Annotated in this window: 12 protein-coding genes; 6 read left to right on the top strand and 6 right to left on the bottom strand. The window is 60.5% G+C overall.

The annotated features are described in order from the left end of the window. Positions 1-92: 92 nt before the first annotated feature. Positions 93-404, top strand: coding sequence for a hypothetical protein (locus tag IV088_RS07520; protein WP_291099926.1), 312 nt, complete (start codon positions 93-95; stop codon positions 402-404). A gap of 72 nt (positions 405-476) precedes the next feature. Beyond that, on the top strand, positions 477-2,615 hold the full coding sequence (locus tag IV088_RS07515) for a hypothetical protein (protein ID WP_291099923.1): 2,139 nt from the start codon (positions 477-479) through the stop codon (positions 2,613-2,615). 247 nt (positions 2,616-2,862) lie between these two features. Here the strand turns inward: IV088_RS07515 and IV088_RS07510 are convergent, their stop codons facing one another. Further along, complete coding sequence (locus IV088_RS07510; RefSeq protein WP_291099921.1) at positions 2,863-8,595, bottom strand: peroxidase family protein; 5,733 nt, start codon at positions 8,593-8,595, stop codon at positions 2,863-2,865. Positions 8,596-9,084: 489 nt separating this feature from the next. Then, a complete protein-coding gene (locus IV088_RS07505) occupies positions 9,085-9,702 on the bottom strand; it encodes a response regulator (protein ID WP_291099918.1) in 618 nt (205 codons plus the stop codon). Positions 9,703-9,822: 120 nt separating this feature from the next. Between IV088_RS07505 and IV088_RS07500 the strand changes: the two genes are divergently transcribed. From IV088_RS07500 to IV088_RS07490, 3 genes are all read left to right on the top strand, one after another. Beyond that, entirely contained in the window at positions 9,823-10,467 is a 645-nt protein-coding gene (locus IV088_RS07500) for a hypothetical protein (RefSeq protein WP_291099915.1), read from the top strand. Between the two features lie 59 nt (positions 10,468-10,526). Continuing rightward, on the top strand, positions 10,527-10,922 hold the full coding sequence (locus IV088_RS07495; RefSeq protein WP_291099912.1) for a hypothetical protein: 396 nt from the start codon (positions 10,527-10,529) through the stop codon (positions 10,920-10,922). Between the two features lie 316 nt (positions 10,923-11,238). Next, positions 11,239-11,814 carry a spore coat protein U domain-containing protein gene (locus IV088_RS07490; protein WP_291099910.1) on the top strand — a complete coding sequence of 192 codons (576 nt, stop codon included), beginning with the start codon at positions 11,239-11,241 and terminating at the stop codon, positions 11,812-11,814. 22 nt (positions 11,815-11,836) lie between these two features. Here the strand turns inward: IV088_RS07490 and IV088_RS07485 are convergent, their stop codons facing one another. The 4 genes from IV088_RS07485 to IV088_RS07470 all read right to left on the bottom strand — a co-directional run bounded on the left by IV088_RS07485 (position 11,837) and on the right by IV088_RS07470 (position 16,160). Further along, a complete protein-coding gene (locus tag IV088_RS07485; RefSeq protein WP_291099907.1) occupies positions 11,837-14,038 on the bottom strand; it encodes a PAS domain-containing hybrid sensor histidine kinase/response regulator in 2,202 nt (733 codons plus the stop codon). A 179-nt stretch (positions 14,039-14,217) separates the two neighbouring features. Then, complete coding sequence (locus tag IV088_RS07480; RefSeq protein WP_291099904.1) at positions 14,218-14,562, bottom strand: polymer-forming cytoskeletal protein; 345 nt, start codon at positions 14,560-14,562, stop codon at positions 14,218-14,220. An 88-nt stretch (positions 14,563-14,650) separates the two neighbouring features. Next, positions 14,651-15,700 (bottom strand): M23 family metallopeptidase, encoded by a 1,050-nt coding sequence (locus tag IV088_RS07475; protein WP_291099901.1) that lies wholly within the window; start codon positions 15,698-15,700, stop codon positions 14,651-14,653. A 22-nt stretch (positions 15,701-15,722) separates the two neighbouring features. After that, positions 15,723-16,160, bottom strand: a complete 438-nt coding sequence (locus IV088_RS07470) for a polymer-forming cytoskeletal protein (RefSeq protein WP_291099898.1) — start codon at positions 16,158-16,160, stop codon at positions 15,723-15,725. 465 nt (positions 16,161-16,625) lie between these two features. Between IV088_RS07470 and uppS the strand changes: the two genes are divergently transcribed. Continuing rightward, entirely contained in the window at positions 16,626-17,399 is a 774-nt protein-coding gene (gene uppS / locus IV088_RS07465; protein WP_291099896.1) for a polyprenyl diphosphate synthase, read from the top strand. Position 17,400: the final 1 nt, after the last annotated feature.

The raw sequence follows: 17,400 nt of genomic DNA, 5'->3' as shown, positions 1-17,400 counted from the left end.
AGGGCCTTCAAAACAACAAATCATCTTGATGATTATTGTTTTTATCATTTAAAATGATATTTAGCAATTTATCAAAGATCCAAGGAATCCACATGAAAACAAAGCTGATTCTGGCCGCATGTCTCGTCACTGCATTGACCGCCTGCGCCATGTACCCGCAGGCAGGCAACCAGCAAGCGGACACGCCACCCCAGCTCGTCGTCAAGGACGACGTGAAAACATGGGATCACCCGCGTGCGTTCGGCCCGGTTCCAGCGGAACTCCAGGTGACGGCTGCGACAACCTGCAGTTCCCTCAACACCGACAAGGTGTCCTACGAGCCCAGGGGTTACCACGCCCAAGCACGCAACGTCGATGGCACCTCCTTCCAGGGCGGCGGGTACTACTGCGTACCCAAACACTGACCCTCTATCGCCAAGCAGATCCCTTTCAACACATCTCTGTGCCGAGTCACTCGGCCCCAACAGGAATAGCTCATGAAGCCCACATCGCAGCTCGATACGCCGTTCAAGTTGCCCAGCGCCGACGCTGGCCGCGCCACCAAAGCCACTGCGGTTCGCCAAGGCACCCCCGTTTTCAGCACCGACCTGAACGGCGCCGATCTGAAGAGCCTCAGCCGCTTCAATGAAGCGCTTCCCGAACCCAAGCCGCAGACCAACCGAGTGGCGAAGAAAAAAACTGGGGAGAGTGAAGAACTGGTCGACGACGAAGTTGCAATCTCCGACAGCGAAGAATGGGAGCTTGCGCAGGCCGAGGTGGCCGGTGCAGAGAGTGCGGCATCCAACAGCACAGAAGGTGCTGGTGGGGCGGGCGCGGGCAGCGGCAATGGGGCTGGTGCGGGCACCGCCGTCACCAACTTCAGCCCATTGCTGTTCACACCACTGTTGGGTCTGCTCATCAACGACGATCCCGCAGCGGCGCCTCCACCCGTGGATGCGTCGCCCATTTTGCTGGGCCCGGCCCCAGTGTCGGGCCCAACCCCTGCGTCGGACCCGCTTCCTGAGCGGCGTCCACCCGCGCCGGCGCCCGAGCGCCCACCGTTGGCCAACATGCCTCCTGCCGTCTGGCTGGAGCATGAGGAGGTCGAGCTGACGCTGAACGCCAGCACCGGCGAAATCGAATGTGCCGTGGTCAGAGGCACGGATGCGGACAACGGACCGACCCAGCTGAGCTTCTATTTCTGGAACGACGGCCAGCCGGCCACGACATCGGCCGATGGTTACTTCTCCATCGACGAACAGGGACGTGTCAGCCTGACCGAAAAAGGCGAGGCAGAAATTGGCGCCGGCAACCCGGCCCTGCCCTGCGCGCCGTCGATCGAGCTGGCCGTGGTCGCCTTCGATGGCCTGAACTACAGCTCACCCACCACCCTCACCATCGACCGCGTGTTGCCCACGTTCTTGGCGGCGGAGGGTGACAGCCCTGAAGGGGTGGATGCGAGGTATTCGGTACAAGCCATGCTCACGGACGGCTACGCCGGAAACGCAGAAGTGACGCTTGATGAGCACAGTGGTGAGCCGCATATCGCCATCAATGACTTCGATGGCAATCTTGACCTGATCGATTTTGATGGCTGGGACCAGGCCGGTGTTGAACTGGACCACCTGGCAATGTCACGCCACGACGACAAGCTCTGCATCGACATCGAAGGCACCGATGGTCTGGACGTGCACATTTCGGTCAACAACCAGTTCGCCCCTGCACCCGAGGGTGAGCCCAGTGCCGCCGTGGAATTCGTGCACTTTGCCCAAGGCACCACCTATGCGCGCTACGACCTGGGTGGATCACAAATGCAGGATGACACGTCATCCTGTGAAGCTGAATACCCTTACTTTCAGGACCATGGCGTCTACCTGGTGTCAACCGACAAGGCCACAGCCGACGGCGACACCGTCGACGGTACCGTTTGCAACGACGTGGTGGTGGGCTCCTCCGAGTTCAAGGAACTCATCAGCGGCGGAGCTGGCAACGACCTGCTGTTCACGCAAGGCGCTGGCGACACCGTGTCCGGCGGCGAGGGCGATGACCTGATCGTGCTGGACAAAGATGTCGACGATCACAAGCACGCAGCCCAAACCACGGTGCGGTTCGAAACCGCTGCCACCAACGGACTCGATACGGTCGTCGGTTTTGACGAAGAGAGCACCCGTCTTGAACTGCAGGCGACAGACACCAGCTTTGCACTGGAAGGTGACGATGTCGACGTGTTGACCGATGGGGCCTTGCTGGACCAGGACCTCGACAATCCCGCCCAGTTCAATCTGGTGTTCGAAGACAAAGACGCTTCAGCCACGGCGGTGGTGGCCATGGATGCGGCCAGCCCGTGGAACCTGCACAGCTGGCTCAATGATCCGTCGAGCCCGATGCAGGAGATCGTCATCGATGGCGCAGGGCAGGACTACAGCCTGTTCTTCCTGGTGGAAGAATCGGCGCTGCCGGGCGCCGACGCCTTCACCCACCTTTACCAAGGGGCCGACGGCGACTCCAGCGGTTCGCTCAGCGCCAGCGAGTTCACCCACATGGCCCAGTTTGCCGGGGTCGGCGTGGACGCCTTCTCCAGCAGCTCGTTCCTGAACAACAGCCTGGTGACTCCGCCCCCGCCACCGGTGATCTGATCGGCACACCCAGCGGTCTTGACCGGCCGCATTGCCTTGCAACAACCAGCGTCAGCAGACGCTGGTTTTTTTTCGTCCCACGCACTCACACACCGGATCTGAGCGGTGTCTGTGATCGCTTCGTCTGGTCGCGTCGGCAGGAGACGGTCATGGGCGAAAAAAAACAGATGCCCGGCTGGCGCCAGGCATCTGTCATAGGGGCCGAGAATCGCGCGACCCGCCATCCAGCGGGCCACGCGACCTGGGATCAGATCACCACAAAATCGGTCCGTGTGATCCCCGCCGGTGCCCCGGTCAGCTCAGCAAACTGGACCGCCAGCGAGCCGGTAAGCGAGCCGTCGGCGTCGTAGTTCACCGCACCATTCGATGTGTTGTAGATGACCCGTGTGGTGGTCTGGGTGGCCAGACCGGCCTGGTTGCTCTCAAAGGCATTGGCCGCCAGTGTTCCCGTCTGGTTGAGCGTCGTGAACACCGCGTTTTCCAGGCGGATGACATCGTTGTTGGTGTTGCCGACGTTGGAGAAATCGGTGATCACATCCACATTGCCTGCGCCCAGCGCCGTGTTGAACACAAACGCGTCGTTGCCGGCACCGCCCACCAGAGTGTCATTGCCAGCACCACCGCTGATCACGTCGTTGCCGGTGCCACCCATGATCACATCGTTGCCTGCACCGCCAGACAGCACGTCGTTGCCGCCGTTGCCATTGATCACATCGTTGCCCGCACCACCATTGAGCGTGTTGCCGCCGCCACTTCCATTCAACGTCTGCCCCACCACCGGTGGCGCAGGCGGGGGCGCCGTCACCCCGACAAAGCTGTTGGCCGTCAGCGCCTGGGTACCCGTCAGGGCGATGCTGAAGTCAGCACCCGTGTTGCCCACGGTGTTGCCTTCGACCAGGGTGTTGCCGAGTGTGGTGGTCGCACGCAGCTGCATCAAGCCATTGAACGCGTTGGTCCCAATGAAGGTGAAGGTACCGATGCCCGACACGTCGATCAAATCACCCACCGCGAAGTCGGTGATGGTGTCGCGGGTGCCTGCGGTGGTTCCAGATTCACCGACCGCAGTGAACACGAAGGTGTCCAAACCGGCCCCCCCGGTCAACTGGTCGGCGCCGGTGCCCCCGGTCAGGGTGTCATTGCCCGCACCGCCGTTGAGGGCATCGTTGCCGGTTCCGCCCAGCAGCACGTCGTTGCCTGCATTGCCCACCAGGTTGTCGTTGCCGGCCGCACCAGTGAGCGTGTCGGCACCATTCGCACCGGTGATCACGTTGTCACCTGCGCTGCCGGTTCCATTGAAGTTGCCAGCGCCCTGGTAGGTCAGGTTTTCGATGTTGACCCTGCCATCCAGACTGAAGCTTGCGTTGCCAGCCACCTGAACCAGGATGGTGTCGGTCCCTCCTCCCCCGTTCTCCGTCGTCACCACCGCGTCGGTGAGGTTGGTCAGCACGAAGGTGTCGTTTCCGCCGCCGCCGACCAAGGTGTCGGCACCGCCGCCACCGGTCAGTACGTTGGCACCACCATTGCCTGTGATGACGTTGGCCAGGTTGTTGCCAGTGCCACTGATGTTCTGGTTGCCACCCAGCGTGAGGTTTTCGACGTTGGCACCCAGGGTGAGGCTGACGGTGGATGTCACCGTGTCTATGCCTTCGTCTGCGACCTCGACCACCCCGTCGGTGACCGAGTCCACGGTGTAGCTGTCGTTGCCAGCCCCACCCACCATGCTGTCATTGCCCGTGCCGCCATTGAGGGCGTCGTTGCCGGCGCCCCCGATCAGGGTGTCATTGCCAGCACCGCCGACCAGGGTGTCGTTGCCCGCGGCACCGCTGATGACGTTGTCCAACGCGTTGCCGGTGCCGTTGAAGTTGCCTGCCCCTTCGTAGGAGAGGTTCTCGATGTTGGCACGGCCCGCAGCGAGCACCGGATCCGCAGGAGCCAGACTGAAAGTCGTGTTGCCAGCGGTCTGAACCACGATGGCGTCGGTGCCCTCATTGAGCAGTTCGTTCACCACGTCGGCGTTGCCGTCCACCACATAGATGTCATCGCCCAAGCCACCTGTCAGGGTGTCGGTCCCGGCTCCGCCAATCAGCGTGTCATTGCCCTCGCCACCGGTGATGACGTCGTTGCCGTCTCCACCATCAATCGTGTGGTCCATTGCCACCAGCGTTTCAACGCCGTTGACCACGGCCACCACAGGGTCGCCAAACTCGTTGGCCACCTGGAAACCGACACTACCGCCGGTACTGGCCAGCAGATCCAGCACGTTGGTGGGCTGACCGTTCTGATCGACGGTGTACACGTTGACGATCGCGGCCCCGCCCGTGAGCACGTCGTTGAACCGGGAACCGATCAAGCTTTCCACGTCCACAAAAGTGTCTGCGGCTACCGCAGTCGCGGCATTGGGAACGCTGAGGTTGACGTTGACGCCCTCGCGAGCGGCCCCGGTGCCGACACCGTTGCCGACGCTGGCGGAGTAGTCGACCGTGTCGAAGCCCATGCCGCCGTCCACCGCGTTGCCAAAGCCGATGTCGGAGGCGTCCATGACGAACGTGTCATCGCCGAACCAGCCGGCCATACCGTCGCTGCCGAGTCCACCGTGGATCACGTCGTCGCCGTTGCCACCATCGATCCCGTCATCACCGCCGCCACCATACAAGGTGTCGTTGCCGTCGCCGCCAGCAATCACGTCCGCATCCCCAGTGGCGTCCATCACATTCACCGTACCGCCCACAGGGGAAGGCGTTGGCACCACATTGCCGTTGTCGCCGTAGATCACATCGTCACCCACCCCGCCGTCGATCACATCGGCACCCGCGCCCCCGCGAAGCGTGTCGTCGCCGTCGCCACCGAACACCTGGTCCAGGCCATTGCCGGCATTGATGCTGTCGTTACCGTCATCACCCCAGATCAGGTCGTCACCCTGGGAATCAATGATGACGTCATCACCCGCCCCACCGTGCAAGAAATCATTGCCAATGCCGCCTTCGACCGTGTCAGCACCGCCGTCGGCCCAGACCGTGTCGTTACCGCCACCGGCGTTGATGTTGTCAGCCGCCTCGGTGCCGCCGATCATTTCGCTGGCATTGCCTCTGCCGTTGGGGCTCAACACCCCCCGAGCGTCGGTGTACTCACCCGGGTTGCCATAGAACTTCCATCCTGTTGCATCGGAGCCCACCCAACCTGCCTGGTTCAGGCCGGCCAGCATGTTGATGGTTCGCCCGGTATCGGGCTGGTCCACCGTGCTGATCTCCACGTACGCATCGGGCACCGAGAAGATGTCGGAGTACAGATGCTGAGTGTCGGTGCTGCGCATCACCAGGTCGGAGAACAGTTGCCCCTCGATTTCCGCCAGCATGTTGGTGCCGGCCAGGCGGTTCAGGTAGTAGAAGCGGTCGGCGTTCTGCAACTTGATCATCTGCGCAGCAAAGATCATGTCGAAGGTGGTACCCAGCATGCCCCCGTCCACCTTGCTTTCGGCCAGACCACCGATCCAGAAGTCAATCCGGTCCACACCTGTGTCCGTGGTCATGAAATCGTAGTCGGTCAACGCGACTTGGGCAGCGGTGCGCAAGCCTTCGGCATAGGCCAGGTTGTCGGCTTCGACAAGGCTTCGCTGCAAAGCGTTCCATTCATCCAGCGTTTTGGACGACCCAAACCCGGTCAGCACAGCGTCCCGTGAGTACGCCATGATGAAGTTTTCCAGCGCCTCCGGGTGCGTGATGCCCATGCCGAATTCGTCCCAGTTCTCATAGGGCTTGAGCGTGGACATGCCGGTTTGTGCAAACAGCTGCTCGCGGACCCCGTTGAGAGAAGCCATGCCTGTGTCGCGACCGCGCACGATGTTGAGCGCGGCCAAGTCAAGTGGCAGACCGACCAGGTTGTTGCGCAGCGCATCGGTCACCCACATGTCGATGCCATTGCCCACCTGGGCCGACATCCCGAGTGCGAATTCACCTGCGGTGGTGCTGGTGTAGGCGGTGGGGTTCAGGAAAGCATCCAGCAGCTTCATCTCTTGCACGGTACCGGTGGCCAGCCCATCGGCGCCAAAGGCAGCGAGGTCCACCGTCTCGGTCAGCATGGAGTGGCCGAAACGGTACACCGCGTGCGCGAACTCGGCCGAGATGGCCGGGTCGATGAAGATGTCGTAAGCAGCAAACGCGTTGATGTTCGGGCTGAGCTTGCGCACAAACTCACCAAACACCAGGTGCTGGTACTCCATTTCAGTGACCAGCTTGGCGGCCTGAAAGAACATTTCTCCGGTCCAGTCGGCAGCGTCGGCACGTGCTTCGTGCACAACGCCATGGCTGTCCGTGCCGCCCAGCACCATGGCCTGGATGTCCTGCAGCACGCGGTTGTGCTCCGCGTGGAACACATCGTGGATGGCGGTCAGCCCGATGTTTTCGTTGGCACGGCCGTCACCGGCGATGAAGTGCCGGTCCAGCAACTCGTTGTCGTAGCGCCCCGCCTCCAGCGGGGTCTCGCCATTGTCGATCAAGCCATTGCCATCCAGGTCACCGTTGACAACACCGTCGCTGTCGGCCTGTTTCAGCTGGCCGGTTTGCGAGTTCACCATGTTTGCCGAATGGGCGATGTCGTCCAGGAAGGCGTGACCGATGGTCTGCAGCTGCAGATTGCCCCGGATGCCCACCACCTGGCCGTCGGCCACCGTCTGGCCGTTCACGTCACGGATCACGGTGTTGAGCGAGATGTCGCTGTTTTGGACGTAGTAAACCTCGCCGCTGACCACATGGCGGGCCACCAGCCAGCCACCCGAGGCGGTGAGGAACGGCGTGCCGTCGGCGTTGAGCAACACCTCCGGAATGTCCAGCACGTCCTTGTTGTTCAGAGTAATGCCAATCTTCGCGGCATTTGCCTTGATGTCGGCCCAGGTGGCCATGCCGCCATCCGTACCGCTGACCAGTGCGCCGGTGGTGATGTAGCGGGCCGAGGTCAGAACTGGGTCGTTCACGTCGTATTCACGAACGAACACGGTGTGACTGGCCGCAGAACCGTATGACTGGCTGAGGTCAATGAAAGGTGACGTCACGTTCACGCTTTCATTGGCAGCCGCGGGTGTCAACACCAGCTGATTGGCCACCACTGATGCCGTGACGCCCGTGGACAGCGTCTGCGCGTTGATGTCGTCCACCACACCCTGCAAGCTGCGGTTGTCCGCGATCGTGATGGCGGTGTTGTTGAGCATCAGCACGCCACCGTTGTTGCCGATGTTGTTGTTGATGGTGTTCGTGCCGGTCACTGCGGTCGGCGTGCGGGCCTCCGTCAGCCCCAGGGCGGACACCAAGTCGTTCGTGCTGGTCGCCCCGATGTTCACCTGCACCGTGTTGGTGCGGGAGGCCACGATGAAGTTGTTAAAGACGCCGGGAGCAACCTCGTTGTCGGGGTGGTTGTAAAGCGGGTCGTCGGGCAACAACGGCACCAGGATCGTGCCATCGGCTCCCTTCTGCACGAAATCGAGGCCATGGTCAAAAAACTGACCGAACATGGTGGTGAACGAGCTGTAAGGCAGCGGGTTCGCGGCCCCGGTGAACGGGTTGAGCCGCCCGCCCGGTGTGGTCGTCGGATCGTCCAGCACCGCCAGACGCTTTTGTTCAGCGGTGAGGTATCCAAGGGCCTCAAGAGCAGCATCACTTTGGTCGGCGACCAAGTTGCTGATCACGCGAGGGCTGGTGTCCACCAGGTTGATGTTGCGCGTTCCGTAGCTGGGCGTGCCCGCCGTGATCACAGGCCCTTGCTGTCCAAAGACCACCGTGCCCTCTGCCTGACCGAAGACGGGGGTGGTCACCCGCACAAACAACTGGTCGGCAGCACCCCAGGTCGGGCTGAGCACGTTGTTGCCCACGCCCGCCACATCACGGATACCAGTCGGGTCCAGCACGGTGCCCAGCGGCGCATTGCGGGGGTCATTGCCTGGCAGCGTGAGCTGGGCAAGCAGGAAATCGATATCTGTCTGGTTGAGCAACATGAAAGCCACCTTGAAGCTTGGTTAAACAAGCTTAAATGGTAGCTTAAATTGTAATTTTTAGTGTTTTTATCATTTCTATCAGTTTATGCTGATGAGCCTGCTTGCTCTTCCACGATGCAACCTGTCGTCCCCAGAAAACCGCTGATCCGGAACGCCGCAACATGCTGATAAACAACAGAAAAAGAGCCGATCGATTTCTGACTGGATGGAGGCTGATGCCCCATCGGGTCGGCCCAAACCACCTGTGGACGCGGTCTGGATCCCGATCAGAAACCACATGCCATCACAGGACATCGGTCACACAGACGTTGCACCAACGCAACAAAGCGAACGAAAAGCGACCCCGCCCTGACACCTTCCTCGACTTGACGCCCGGCCGTGATGGAAACCGGCCAGGGCACCAAAGCTCGACCGGCGTCAGCGCCCCACAGGCTGTGGGGGGTTTCTGGGTTGGGGGAAAAGCAGATCAGAGCGACCTGCGGTGTCACATCAAGCTTGCTTGAGCTGATGGACCGAGGTGAGCGCAGTGAAGAAACCGTGCATCCATTTCATGTCGACGGGCTTCTGCGCGATCAGGGTGTTTGGGGGAAGACCACCTCGCTCCGCCACTTCTTCACTGGACATGCCGGTCAAGGCCACAAGGATCAGGGACGCAAAATTAGCGCTGCCACGCAAGGTGCGAAGCAATTCAAAGCCGTCGACCCCCGGCATCTTGAGGTCCGTGATGAGCACATCGGGATTCAGCGAGCTGATGTCAATGATGGCTTCCAGTGCGGACGGCATGGTCGTGCAATCGATGGGCAGATTCCACGAAGCGATGGTGTGACGGAACACTTCGAGCGAGACCGGATCGTCGTCCACCACCAGCACTCGAAGCATGGTGTGCTTTGAATCCACGCCCGACATGCCTTGGGCACGCTGGTAATCGCGGATGGACTGCAGCGAGATGCGACGGTGACCGCCTTTGGTCTTCCAGGCTTGCAACTGGTTGCGTTCAACGAGCGTCTGCACCGAACCCACCGACAGGCCCAGCAACTTGGCTGCGTACAAGGTGCCGCAGACCTCGTCAGGTGCATCGTGCGCCACATCCATCAGTTTAGTACTCATAGCTTATTTTAGCCGCAGCAAACACAAAAAACCAACATGCACTCCGTTTTTGACGTTTGAAAATGTAAAATCGCTTATATAATTGTCAAATATGACATTTTAGTCACTTTAGGAGTCTATGTGATCCGTCCAATCGATCGTCCTGAGGAGCCCGAACTCCTGAGCAGACAGGAGCGAAGCGCTGGTCGAGAAATCAGACGGAAGCTCACCGCCGAGAGTTTGCTCAAGGAGAGCGACTCACCTCTTCACATGACTGCGGACCTCGCCACACCCCATGTCCAGTTCCTCCGGATCTCCACCTTGCTCAAAGGCCGACCTGTCCGTCATTCGAGCAAGGTTCCATTGGAGAGGATGCTCATTTCACAATTCGGGGTCGACAAGGCGAAACCCTTTTTTCACCCTGACGTGAATCTGGCCACCTACCACTCTCACCGATATGGGGCAATCAGCAACCTCGTGTCCAACATCAAGGCCAATAGCCGAAAACTCCATGCCTCCGGTCTTGATGCTTTGGTCATCGATACGATTTCAGGGTTGAAACGAGAGCACAAGGATGTGTTCATCGCTTCCGTCACCAGCATATGGCTGAGTGGGATCGAAGTCATTCTGATCGATTCAGACAACAAACTGATTTCATTCAATGAAATTGGTGAAGTCGTTTGTAGCAATCAGTTCATCAAAATCTACATTGATTCTCTTTGGGAAGAAGAAGTCTGCCATCGAAAGACCGAGAGATCCACCCAGCGCCTCGCGGTTTTGAACTGAACCGATCAACATTGATCTGCAACCACAGAACATACAACCCCGCCATCCACGGTACGACAATGCATTCTTCACCTTGCCATGCATTCGTCGAATGCGAAAAAACCATTCGCGACGGCAACAAGCGCGTTGTGTTTCGCATCTACAAATTCCATGATTTTCCGGGTCACTGCTGGACTGGCATTGATGATCTTGAGTTCAACACGGCTGATCGCTTGACCGCTGATGAACTCGCGCAATGCATTTTTTATGTGACAGGCGGATCATCGGGGTCAAAAGCAAGCCGGGGCGAGACCGCCAATTACTATGTCTTTTACGACGAAGCCAGACCAGCCAGACTGGGGCTGGAGACGAAACAAGGTCAACGAAGCAGCCTGGCGATTTTGAATCCGTTCAGTTTCAGCCCCTGTCTGGACACCACCACGCCCTCCGAGCAACCGGATCTGCAGCCTTGTTGACCCGGTCAGCACAAGTCAACGATGGCCTTCTCCGCATTGAATCGTTTCCGTCGTCGGGCGCCAGCAAAAGCGCACCCCGCGGTGCCAGGCGCTCCAGCACCGACCGGTGTTCGCTGGGAGCCAGGGTTGTCTGAAACAGCGAAAAGCGCACGGCCACGCATCGCAAAACCCGTGCCCCCCTCATTGAATCATGTCGCCCGCCGTGCTCCCCCAAAAGCCGGGCCCGGAAAATCCGTCGATTACATCTCCGTGCTGTTGTTCGTGATGATATTGACCTCGCTTTATACGTTCGTCCTGTGAATTGACGCCAACCTTCATGCTCAAACTCCGCCAAAGGCTGCATCAACCGCAACGCGCCTTTCTGCCGTCCCGTCAATCCCTCGCGTGCTGGCTGGTCGCCACACCACTCATTGCCAGCACAGCCCTTGCCGCAACACCCGCAGCGGTCAGCTGCCGGATCGTTGGCGTGCCGTTGAGCTTTGAAACCTTGAACCCCACCCTCCGCACGCCACAACCCGGAACCGGGCATGTGGTGGTGGAGTGCCACAACCCGGGCGGAGAGAGCCAGGAACTCGTCCTCACCGCCCTCGATGAAGCCGATGCCCGCCATCGGCTGTCAGACCGGTGGAACCGTCCTGCACCGCTTAAGCTTGAACTGTTTGTGGATGTCGAGCGCCAAAACCGGATCGCATCGGCTGAGGGCTCGCCTCATGTCGTTCGCACGAGCGCCACGATTCGCGCCAACACCACGACCCAGTTCCACCTGCCCTTTTACGCCCAGGTCCAGCTGGAACGGCTGCCTGAGGCAGGCACCTACAGCCAGCCGGTCAACATGAGGTTGCTGTATCAGACGCACCCACTCCATTCCCGCCAGGCTGTTGCGGCTTTCTGATCCACCACCGTGACACGCACCATCAGGGGCGCTTTTGCGACAAGCCCAGCTTCAAGTGGTCCGTCTCCTGGCGCAACAAGGGAAATGCCCGGGCAAACAGGTTCCACTCCCCGGCATTGGCCGCCATTTCCAGGCCGCGGCAAAGGCGACTCCCCCGCTCGCCCTGGATGAACCCGAGAGTGGCCTGCAGCTTGTGGGCGTGCTCGTTGGCCGCCCGCGCGTCCTTCGACTGCAGCGCTGCGGCAAGCGCCTCCACATGGAGATCCAGATCGCGAACGATCGTGGGCGTCAGCTCGACCATATCCCCTGGCAACATGGCTGCCAACACGGATTCGGCCGCCGTCTCTTGCGCGGTTGCTGGGCCGTGAACGCTGTCGTCCGTTGTTCGCCGGTTGTCTTCCTGGTTCCGTGAGCCCGCCCCCACCCACGCGGGCTCCGCTTGCTTCTCGGTCAACACGGCGCGCACGGTCTCCACCAGTGCGTCACCCTTGAGCGGCTTGGACAGGTAAGCGTCCATTCCCGCTGCCAGACAGCGATCCCGGTCTCCCGACATGGCATTGGCGGTCAGGGCCACGATCGGCACCCTCTTGACTTGGGCTTTCTGCTCAGCCATCCGGATCTGCTGGGTCGCCATCAAGCCATTGCATTCGGGCATTTGTACGTCCATGAGGATCAGATCGATCTGCCCCCGCTGCCAGATCTTGACCGCCTCTTGGCCGTTGTGCGCCACCTCGATGTGACATCCCAGCCGGCTCAACATTTGCCGCATCACCATCTCGTTGATGGCGTGATCTTCCGCCAGCAGCACCCGGAGACCGTCCAAAGGGGTCGGCAACATGTTCCGGGCAGACGCATGCGCCAACACGGGCTCTTTCGATGACGCGTGCAGTGATTGCGGCACCCGCAGCGGAATCTGAACATAAAACGTGCTGCCGCGACCGAACTGGCTTTCGACCCGGATCGTTCCACCCATCAGATCCACCAGGCGAGAACAGATGGCGAGCCCCATGCCACTGCCACCGAAACGGTTCGATATGCTCGCATCGGCCTGGGTGAAAGAACGGAACAAGGTGCCCAGCGTTTCCTTGCTCATGCCAATGCCGGAGTCCTGAACCTTGAACTCAAGCCACAGTTGCTGGTCTCTCGCCTGGACGGTTGCTTCAAAAACAATCGAGCCGCCAGCGGCTGTGAATTTCACGGCGTTCGACAGCAGGTTGGACAGCACCTGCCCGATCCGGCCCGGATCCCCGACCATCCGGGCAGGCAACTGAGCCGACAGCCGCTTGGTGCAAGTCACACCCTGCGCCTTGCCTTGCTGAACGTACAGGTCGTAGGTGTTGTCCAGAAACGGACGCAGATCAAAAGGCACGGTTTCGAGCATCAATTTGCCGGCTTCGATGCGAGAAATGTCCAGCAGGTCGTTCAACAGTTTGAGCAGCGACTGTGAACACCTGTTCATCAGCTCCAGCCAGTGGCGCTGGTCCGAGCTCAGCTCGGTGTCCAACAACAGCGCATTCAGACCCATCAACGCGTTGAGTGGGGTTCGAATCTCGTGGCTGATGTTGGACAGAAAATCACTTTTGGCCTGGCTGGCCTGATCCGCCAGTTTCAGTGCCTGCGCCAAACGCTGTTCGTTTGCCTTGCGCTGGGTGATGTCGGCCAGCGTCCCGATCAGACAGACGGGTCGACCATTGCCGTCCCTTTCGGCAATCATGCCGTGGGATTCGATCCACACCCACCGATCGACCGCGCGGAAACGGAACTCCGCCACCCCGCGATCCTGACCATTGCTCAACAGCATGCCCAGTCCCGCCTCGATCGCGGACAGGTCATCGGGATGAACGCGCTGTTTCAACTGATCGACACCCCAGCTTCCTTCCAAGGCCACCTCTCCCAGGATCTCGCCCCATCTGGAGGTCAGGTAGAAGTCGTGAAACGGCGCCTTGAAGTCCCACAACACCAAATTGGTCGCATCCACCGCAATTTGCAATCGCTCGCGGGTGTCGTCCAGTGCCTCTTCCGCCCGCAGGCGGCTGTCGGCTTCATTGCGTTTGGAGTCACGGCTGAGTTCCAGCTCGTGATTGAGCCGATCGATCTCCTCGAGCAAGACCAGCGTTCGCTCTTCCTCCTTTTTCAGACGCTGCAGGGCACTCTGGTAAGCAAAGGCCAGCTGCTGGGTGTCCCTTGAAGCAGCGTCCCCAGGAGCGGTTGTTTTTGGTGGCATGTGTTGGAGCTGGCCATGGACGATCGCACGGGCACCTCAGCAAAGACGCCGGCCACCCACGCAATCAACAAAAATGTAAAAAATGCATTTTTTCACATTTAGCAAAAAAATGATACTTTTACATTTCGAGTGCAGGCTGCCACCGTCCGCAGGATGGGCGTCGTCCGCACGGTGTGCTGTCAGGCCAGCGCCACGGTGCGGCAGGTCATCTCACAATCGATCGTCGCGCCGGAGCCGATCGTGAGCGAGACGTAGCTGACGTCGCCCTTGATGTGGGCAGAAGGCGCCACCACCAGCTCTTCGCACACCACCGAGCCCGACACCTGCCCTTTGATGTTGAGGTTCTTGCAGGTCAACGTGCCCTCCACCAGGCCTGCGGTGCCGATGTTGACATCGTCCGCCTGGATGGTGCCGATGACACTGCCCTCCACGTGCAGGATGCCCGCGGAGTCGATGTCGCCACGCATCACGAAGCCCTCGCTCACCACCGAGGGCTTCTGCGTGGTGATGAGACTCTGCACCATGGAGGTCGAGCGTCGAGGCTCAGCGGCTGATGGCCCTGACCCGAAGGCCGGCGTGGCGCCAGCGTCAAATGCCGAGGCGGGAGGCGTCTTAGTTTTTGATATATTGAACATGCTGCGCGGTCTTGATGACTTTCAGGGGATCGACGGGGTAACCCCCGACCGAGATTTCGAAATGCAGGTGTTTGCCGGTGGAGGCTCCGGTGTTGCCCACCCAGCCCAGCACCGTGTTGCGGTCCACCTCCTGACCTTCGGTCACAGAGACACGGTCCAGGTGGGCGTAGAGACTTTCAATGCCCCGGTCGTGGCGCACGATCACCGTGTTGCCGTAGTTGCTGTAGTCCCGGGCCAGCACCACCTTGCCCACCTTGGTCGGGTAAACGCGGTCGTCCGTGTGGGGAACCAGGTCAATGCCGGCGTGCAACCGGGGTGCCCCCAGCAGCGGGTGCTTGCGGATGCCAAACGTGGAGGTCAGTCGGTGGTCATGGACGGGCATGTTGGCCGGCAAGGCCAGCATGATGTCCTTGAGCGCACGGTTGTCCGCGGCCTCGTCCAGGAAGGGCGCACCGACCAAGGGCAACATCCGGTCCAGCTTGGGTTGCTCACCCTCACGGGGACCAAAGCCACCCATGGCATCACCCGACTGGATGATCTTGATCGCTTTTTCAGTGAGGCCCGAATCACCCAGCAGTGATTTGAAACTCGTGTTCTCGGCCGCCAGCGAGGTGGTGGCCGACTCCACCAACCGCCGGACTTCCATGTCGCGTTCGCGGATGGAGCGGGCCAGCTCCAGCATGTCGTCGGCACTGAGGTCGGCGTCGTCCACGTATCCCGCCTCCTGAAAGCTGCCCGCCAAAGCGGCGTAAATCGATTGATGGGAGCGCTCTTCCTGCCACCTGAACTGCTGCAACAACAGCGCGGTGGCCATCAGAAAAAACAGCGCCGCCAGCAACGCGCCGCCCACGACCAATCCACCCCGCACCACCAGCCGCTGCAAGCGGCCCGGCACAGACAGGTAATGCAAGCTGCCGCTCTGCTCAATGATGATGCGGACATCCAGGTAATCGCGACGCCACAGCAGGCGCAGCGTGGGCGGAAGCGACCGCAGATGACCCCACAGGATCGGCAGGCGTTCGAGCATGTGCGAGGTTCTCAACTCGCCGTCACAGGACCGAAGCCGTGGTGTCCAGAGGGGTCAGGGTGGGCACCTCGGAAGGCGCCACGGGAGGCAACACGGCTGGCGACCGGATGCTCGCCAGCGTTTCACCTGCGCGGATCTGCTTGACCGAGCCCTGCAGGGAACCACCGCGCTCCACTTCAAGCTCGCCATACATGGCGCTGCCGTGCACACGGCCGCTGCTGCGCACGATCAGCTTGCCCGTCACCTGCAGCTCCTGCTTTGTCTCGCCCAGGACCTCGGCCTGGCGCGCCTTCACCTTTCCCACCAGCTGTCCGCGCACGCCCACCACCAGCTCGTCGGCCGACAGATCCCCGTGAAATGAGCCTTCGATCAAGGCCAGGCCTGGCACGGAAAAGTTGCCGACAGCACTCACTCCCTCGCCGATCACGATGTTGCCTTTGTTCTTTGTTGCGTCGTTCATAAAGCTCTTGTTGAGATGTGGTCACACACGGCAGACCGATGTTTCATTTTTGATGATTTTCATATTATCTTTTGTTTTTGTTGTTTTAACCATTATCAAAGACCGTAAAAAAGCCAACAAAAGTCACGGCACGGCATCAAAACAGCACCAGCGGCGGCGATCTCACCTCGACGACATGCCAGGTCACACACCAGAACAGGGAACATGGGGAAACCCTGGCATTCCTGAATCTTGTGTAAGTGTGTGATGTTTGTAGCATTTTTATCATTTTATACGCCATAATCGACAACTCGATGGACTGAGCATTGTTCAGCCCCTCCGTCAAGGCACACACACCGTGTGTCACTGCGGTAGCCATGTCTTTTCGGTCTCCGTTCGCCGCATCCCTCCCCTGACACGCAGCCACGCCCCCTCGATCTGCGCTAGGCACGCCGTCCAACGGCCCACCCAACCGTCAAGGTTCGCATGCACACCCAACCACACACCATCCCGCTCGGATTGATCCCTCCCTGGCCGCCTGCTGTCGAGCGGCCAAGTCAGCCCCGCCATCTCGGCATCGTCGTCAGCGGGCACAGGCGATGGGCCAGGCTGCAGGGACTGCCCTCTGAAACTGCCATGGCCATGGGCCTGCAAAGGGCGATTGAAGCGGTGGACTGCTGCATCCACCGGCGCATTCCCCAACTCACGCTGTACGTGTTCACCAGCGACATGCTGGCCGCGCTCGGTTCGGGAGCGCCCGGGGTGCTTGCGGGCTTTTTGAACCACTTGCGGGGCCTGGTCACCTCGCTGCAGGGGCGGGGTGTGAGGCTGCGCATCGCTGGTGACATGGAGCCGATGAACGAGCACCTGCGCCAACTGATCCTCGACGCCGAAATGTGCCTGGCGGGCAACACCGAGTTGGCCCTGACGATCTCCATCGACGGCGTCCGGGACTGGGACCTCAGCAAGGCCTTCAAGCACTGGCAGGCCAACACCACTGCCCACAGCGTCCTTCCGCTGGAAACCGAGGCGCTGCAACCGTACGTGATGCAGGCGCAGACACCCGACCCGAACCTGGTGATCCGTACGGGCGGACCGATCCCCCGTGACAACGCCATGGTGTGGCACACGGAAGAAACCGCTTTGTATTTCACCCATGTGCTCTGGCCTGACTTCGGGTCCAACGCCCTGGCCAAAGCGCTGCACTGGTTTTCGCAGGACAACCGGCCAGCAGGTATCGAAATCCGCCCGCAGCGCTGAA

It is taken from the genome of Hydrogenophaga sp. (assembly GCF_018780075.1).
Taxonomy (GTDB): Bacteria; Pseudomonadota; Gammaproteobacteria; order Burkholderiales; family Burkholderiaceae_C; genus Hydrogenophaga.
The sequence above is the reverse complement of the archived record's forward strand: the minus strand, read 5'-3'. Positions and strand labels throughout refer to the sequence as shown.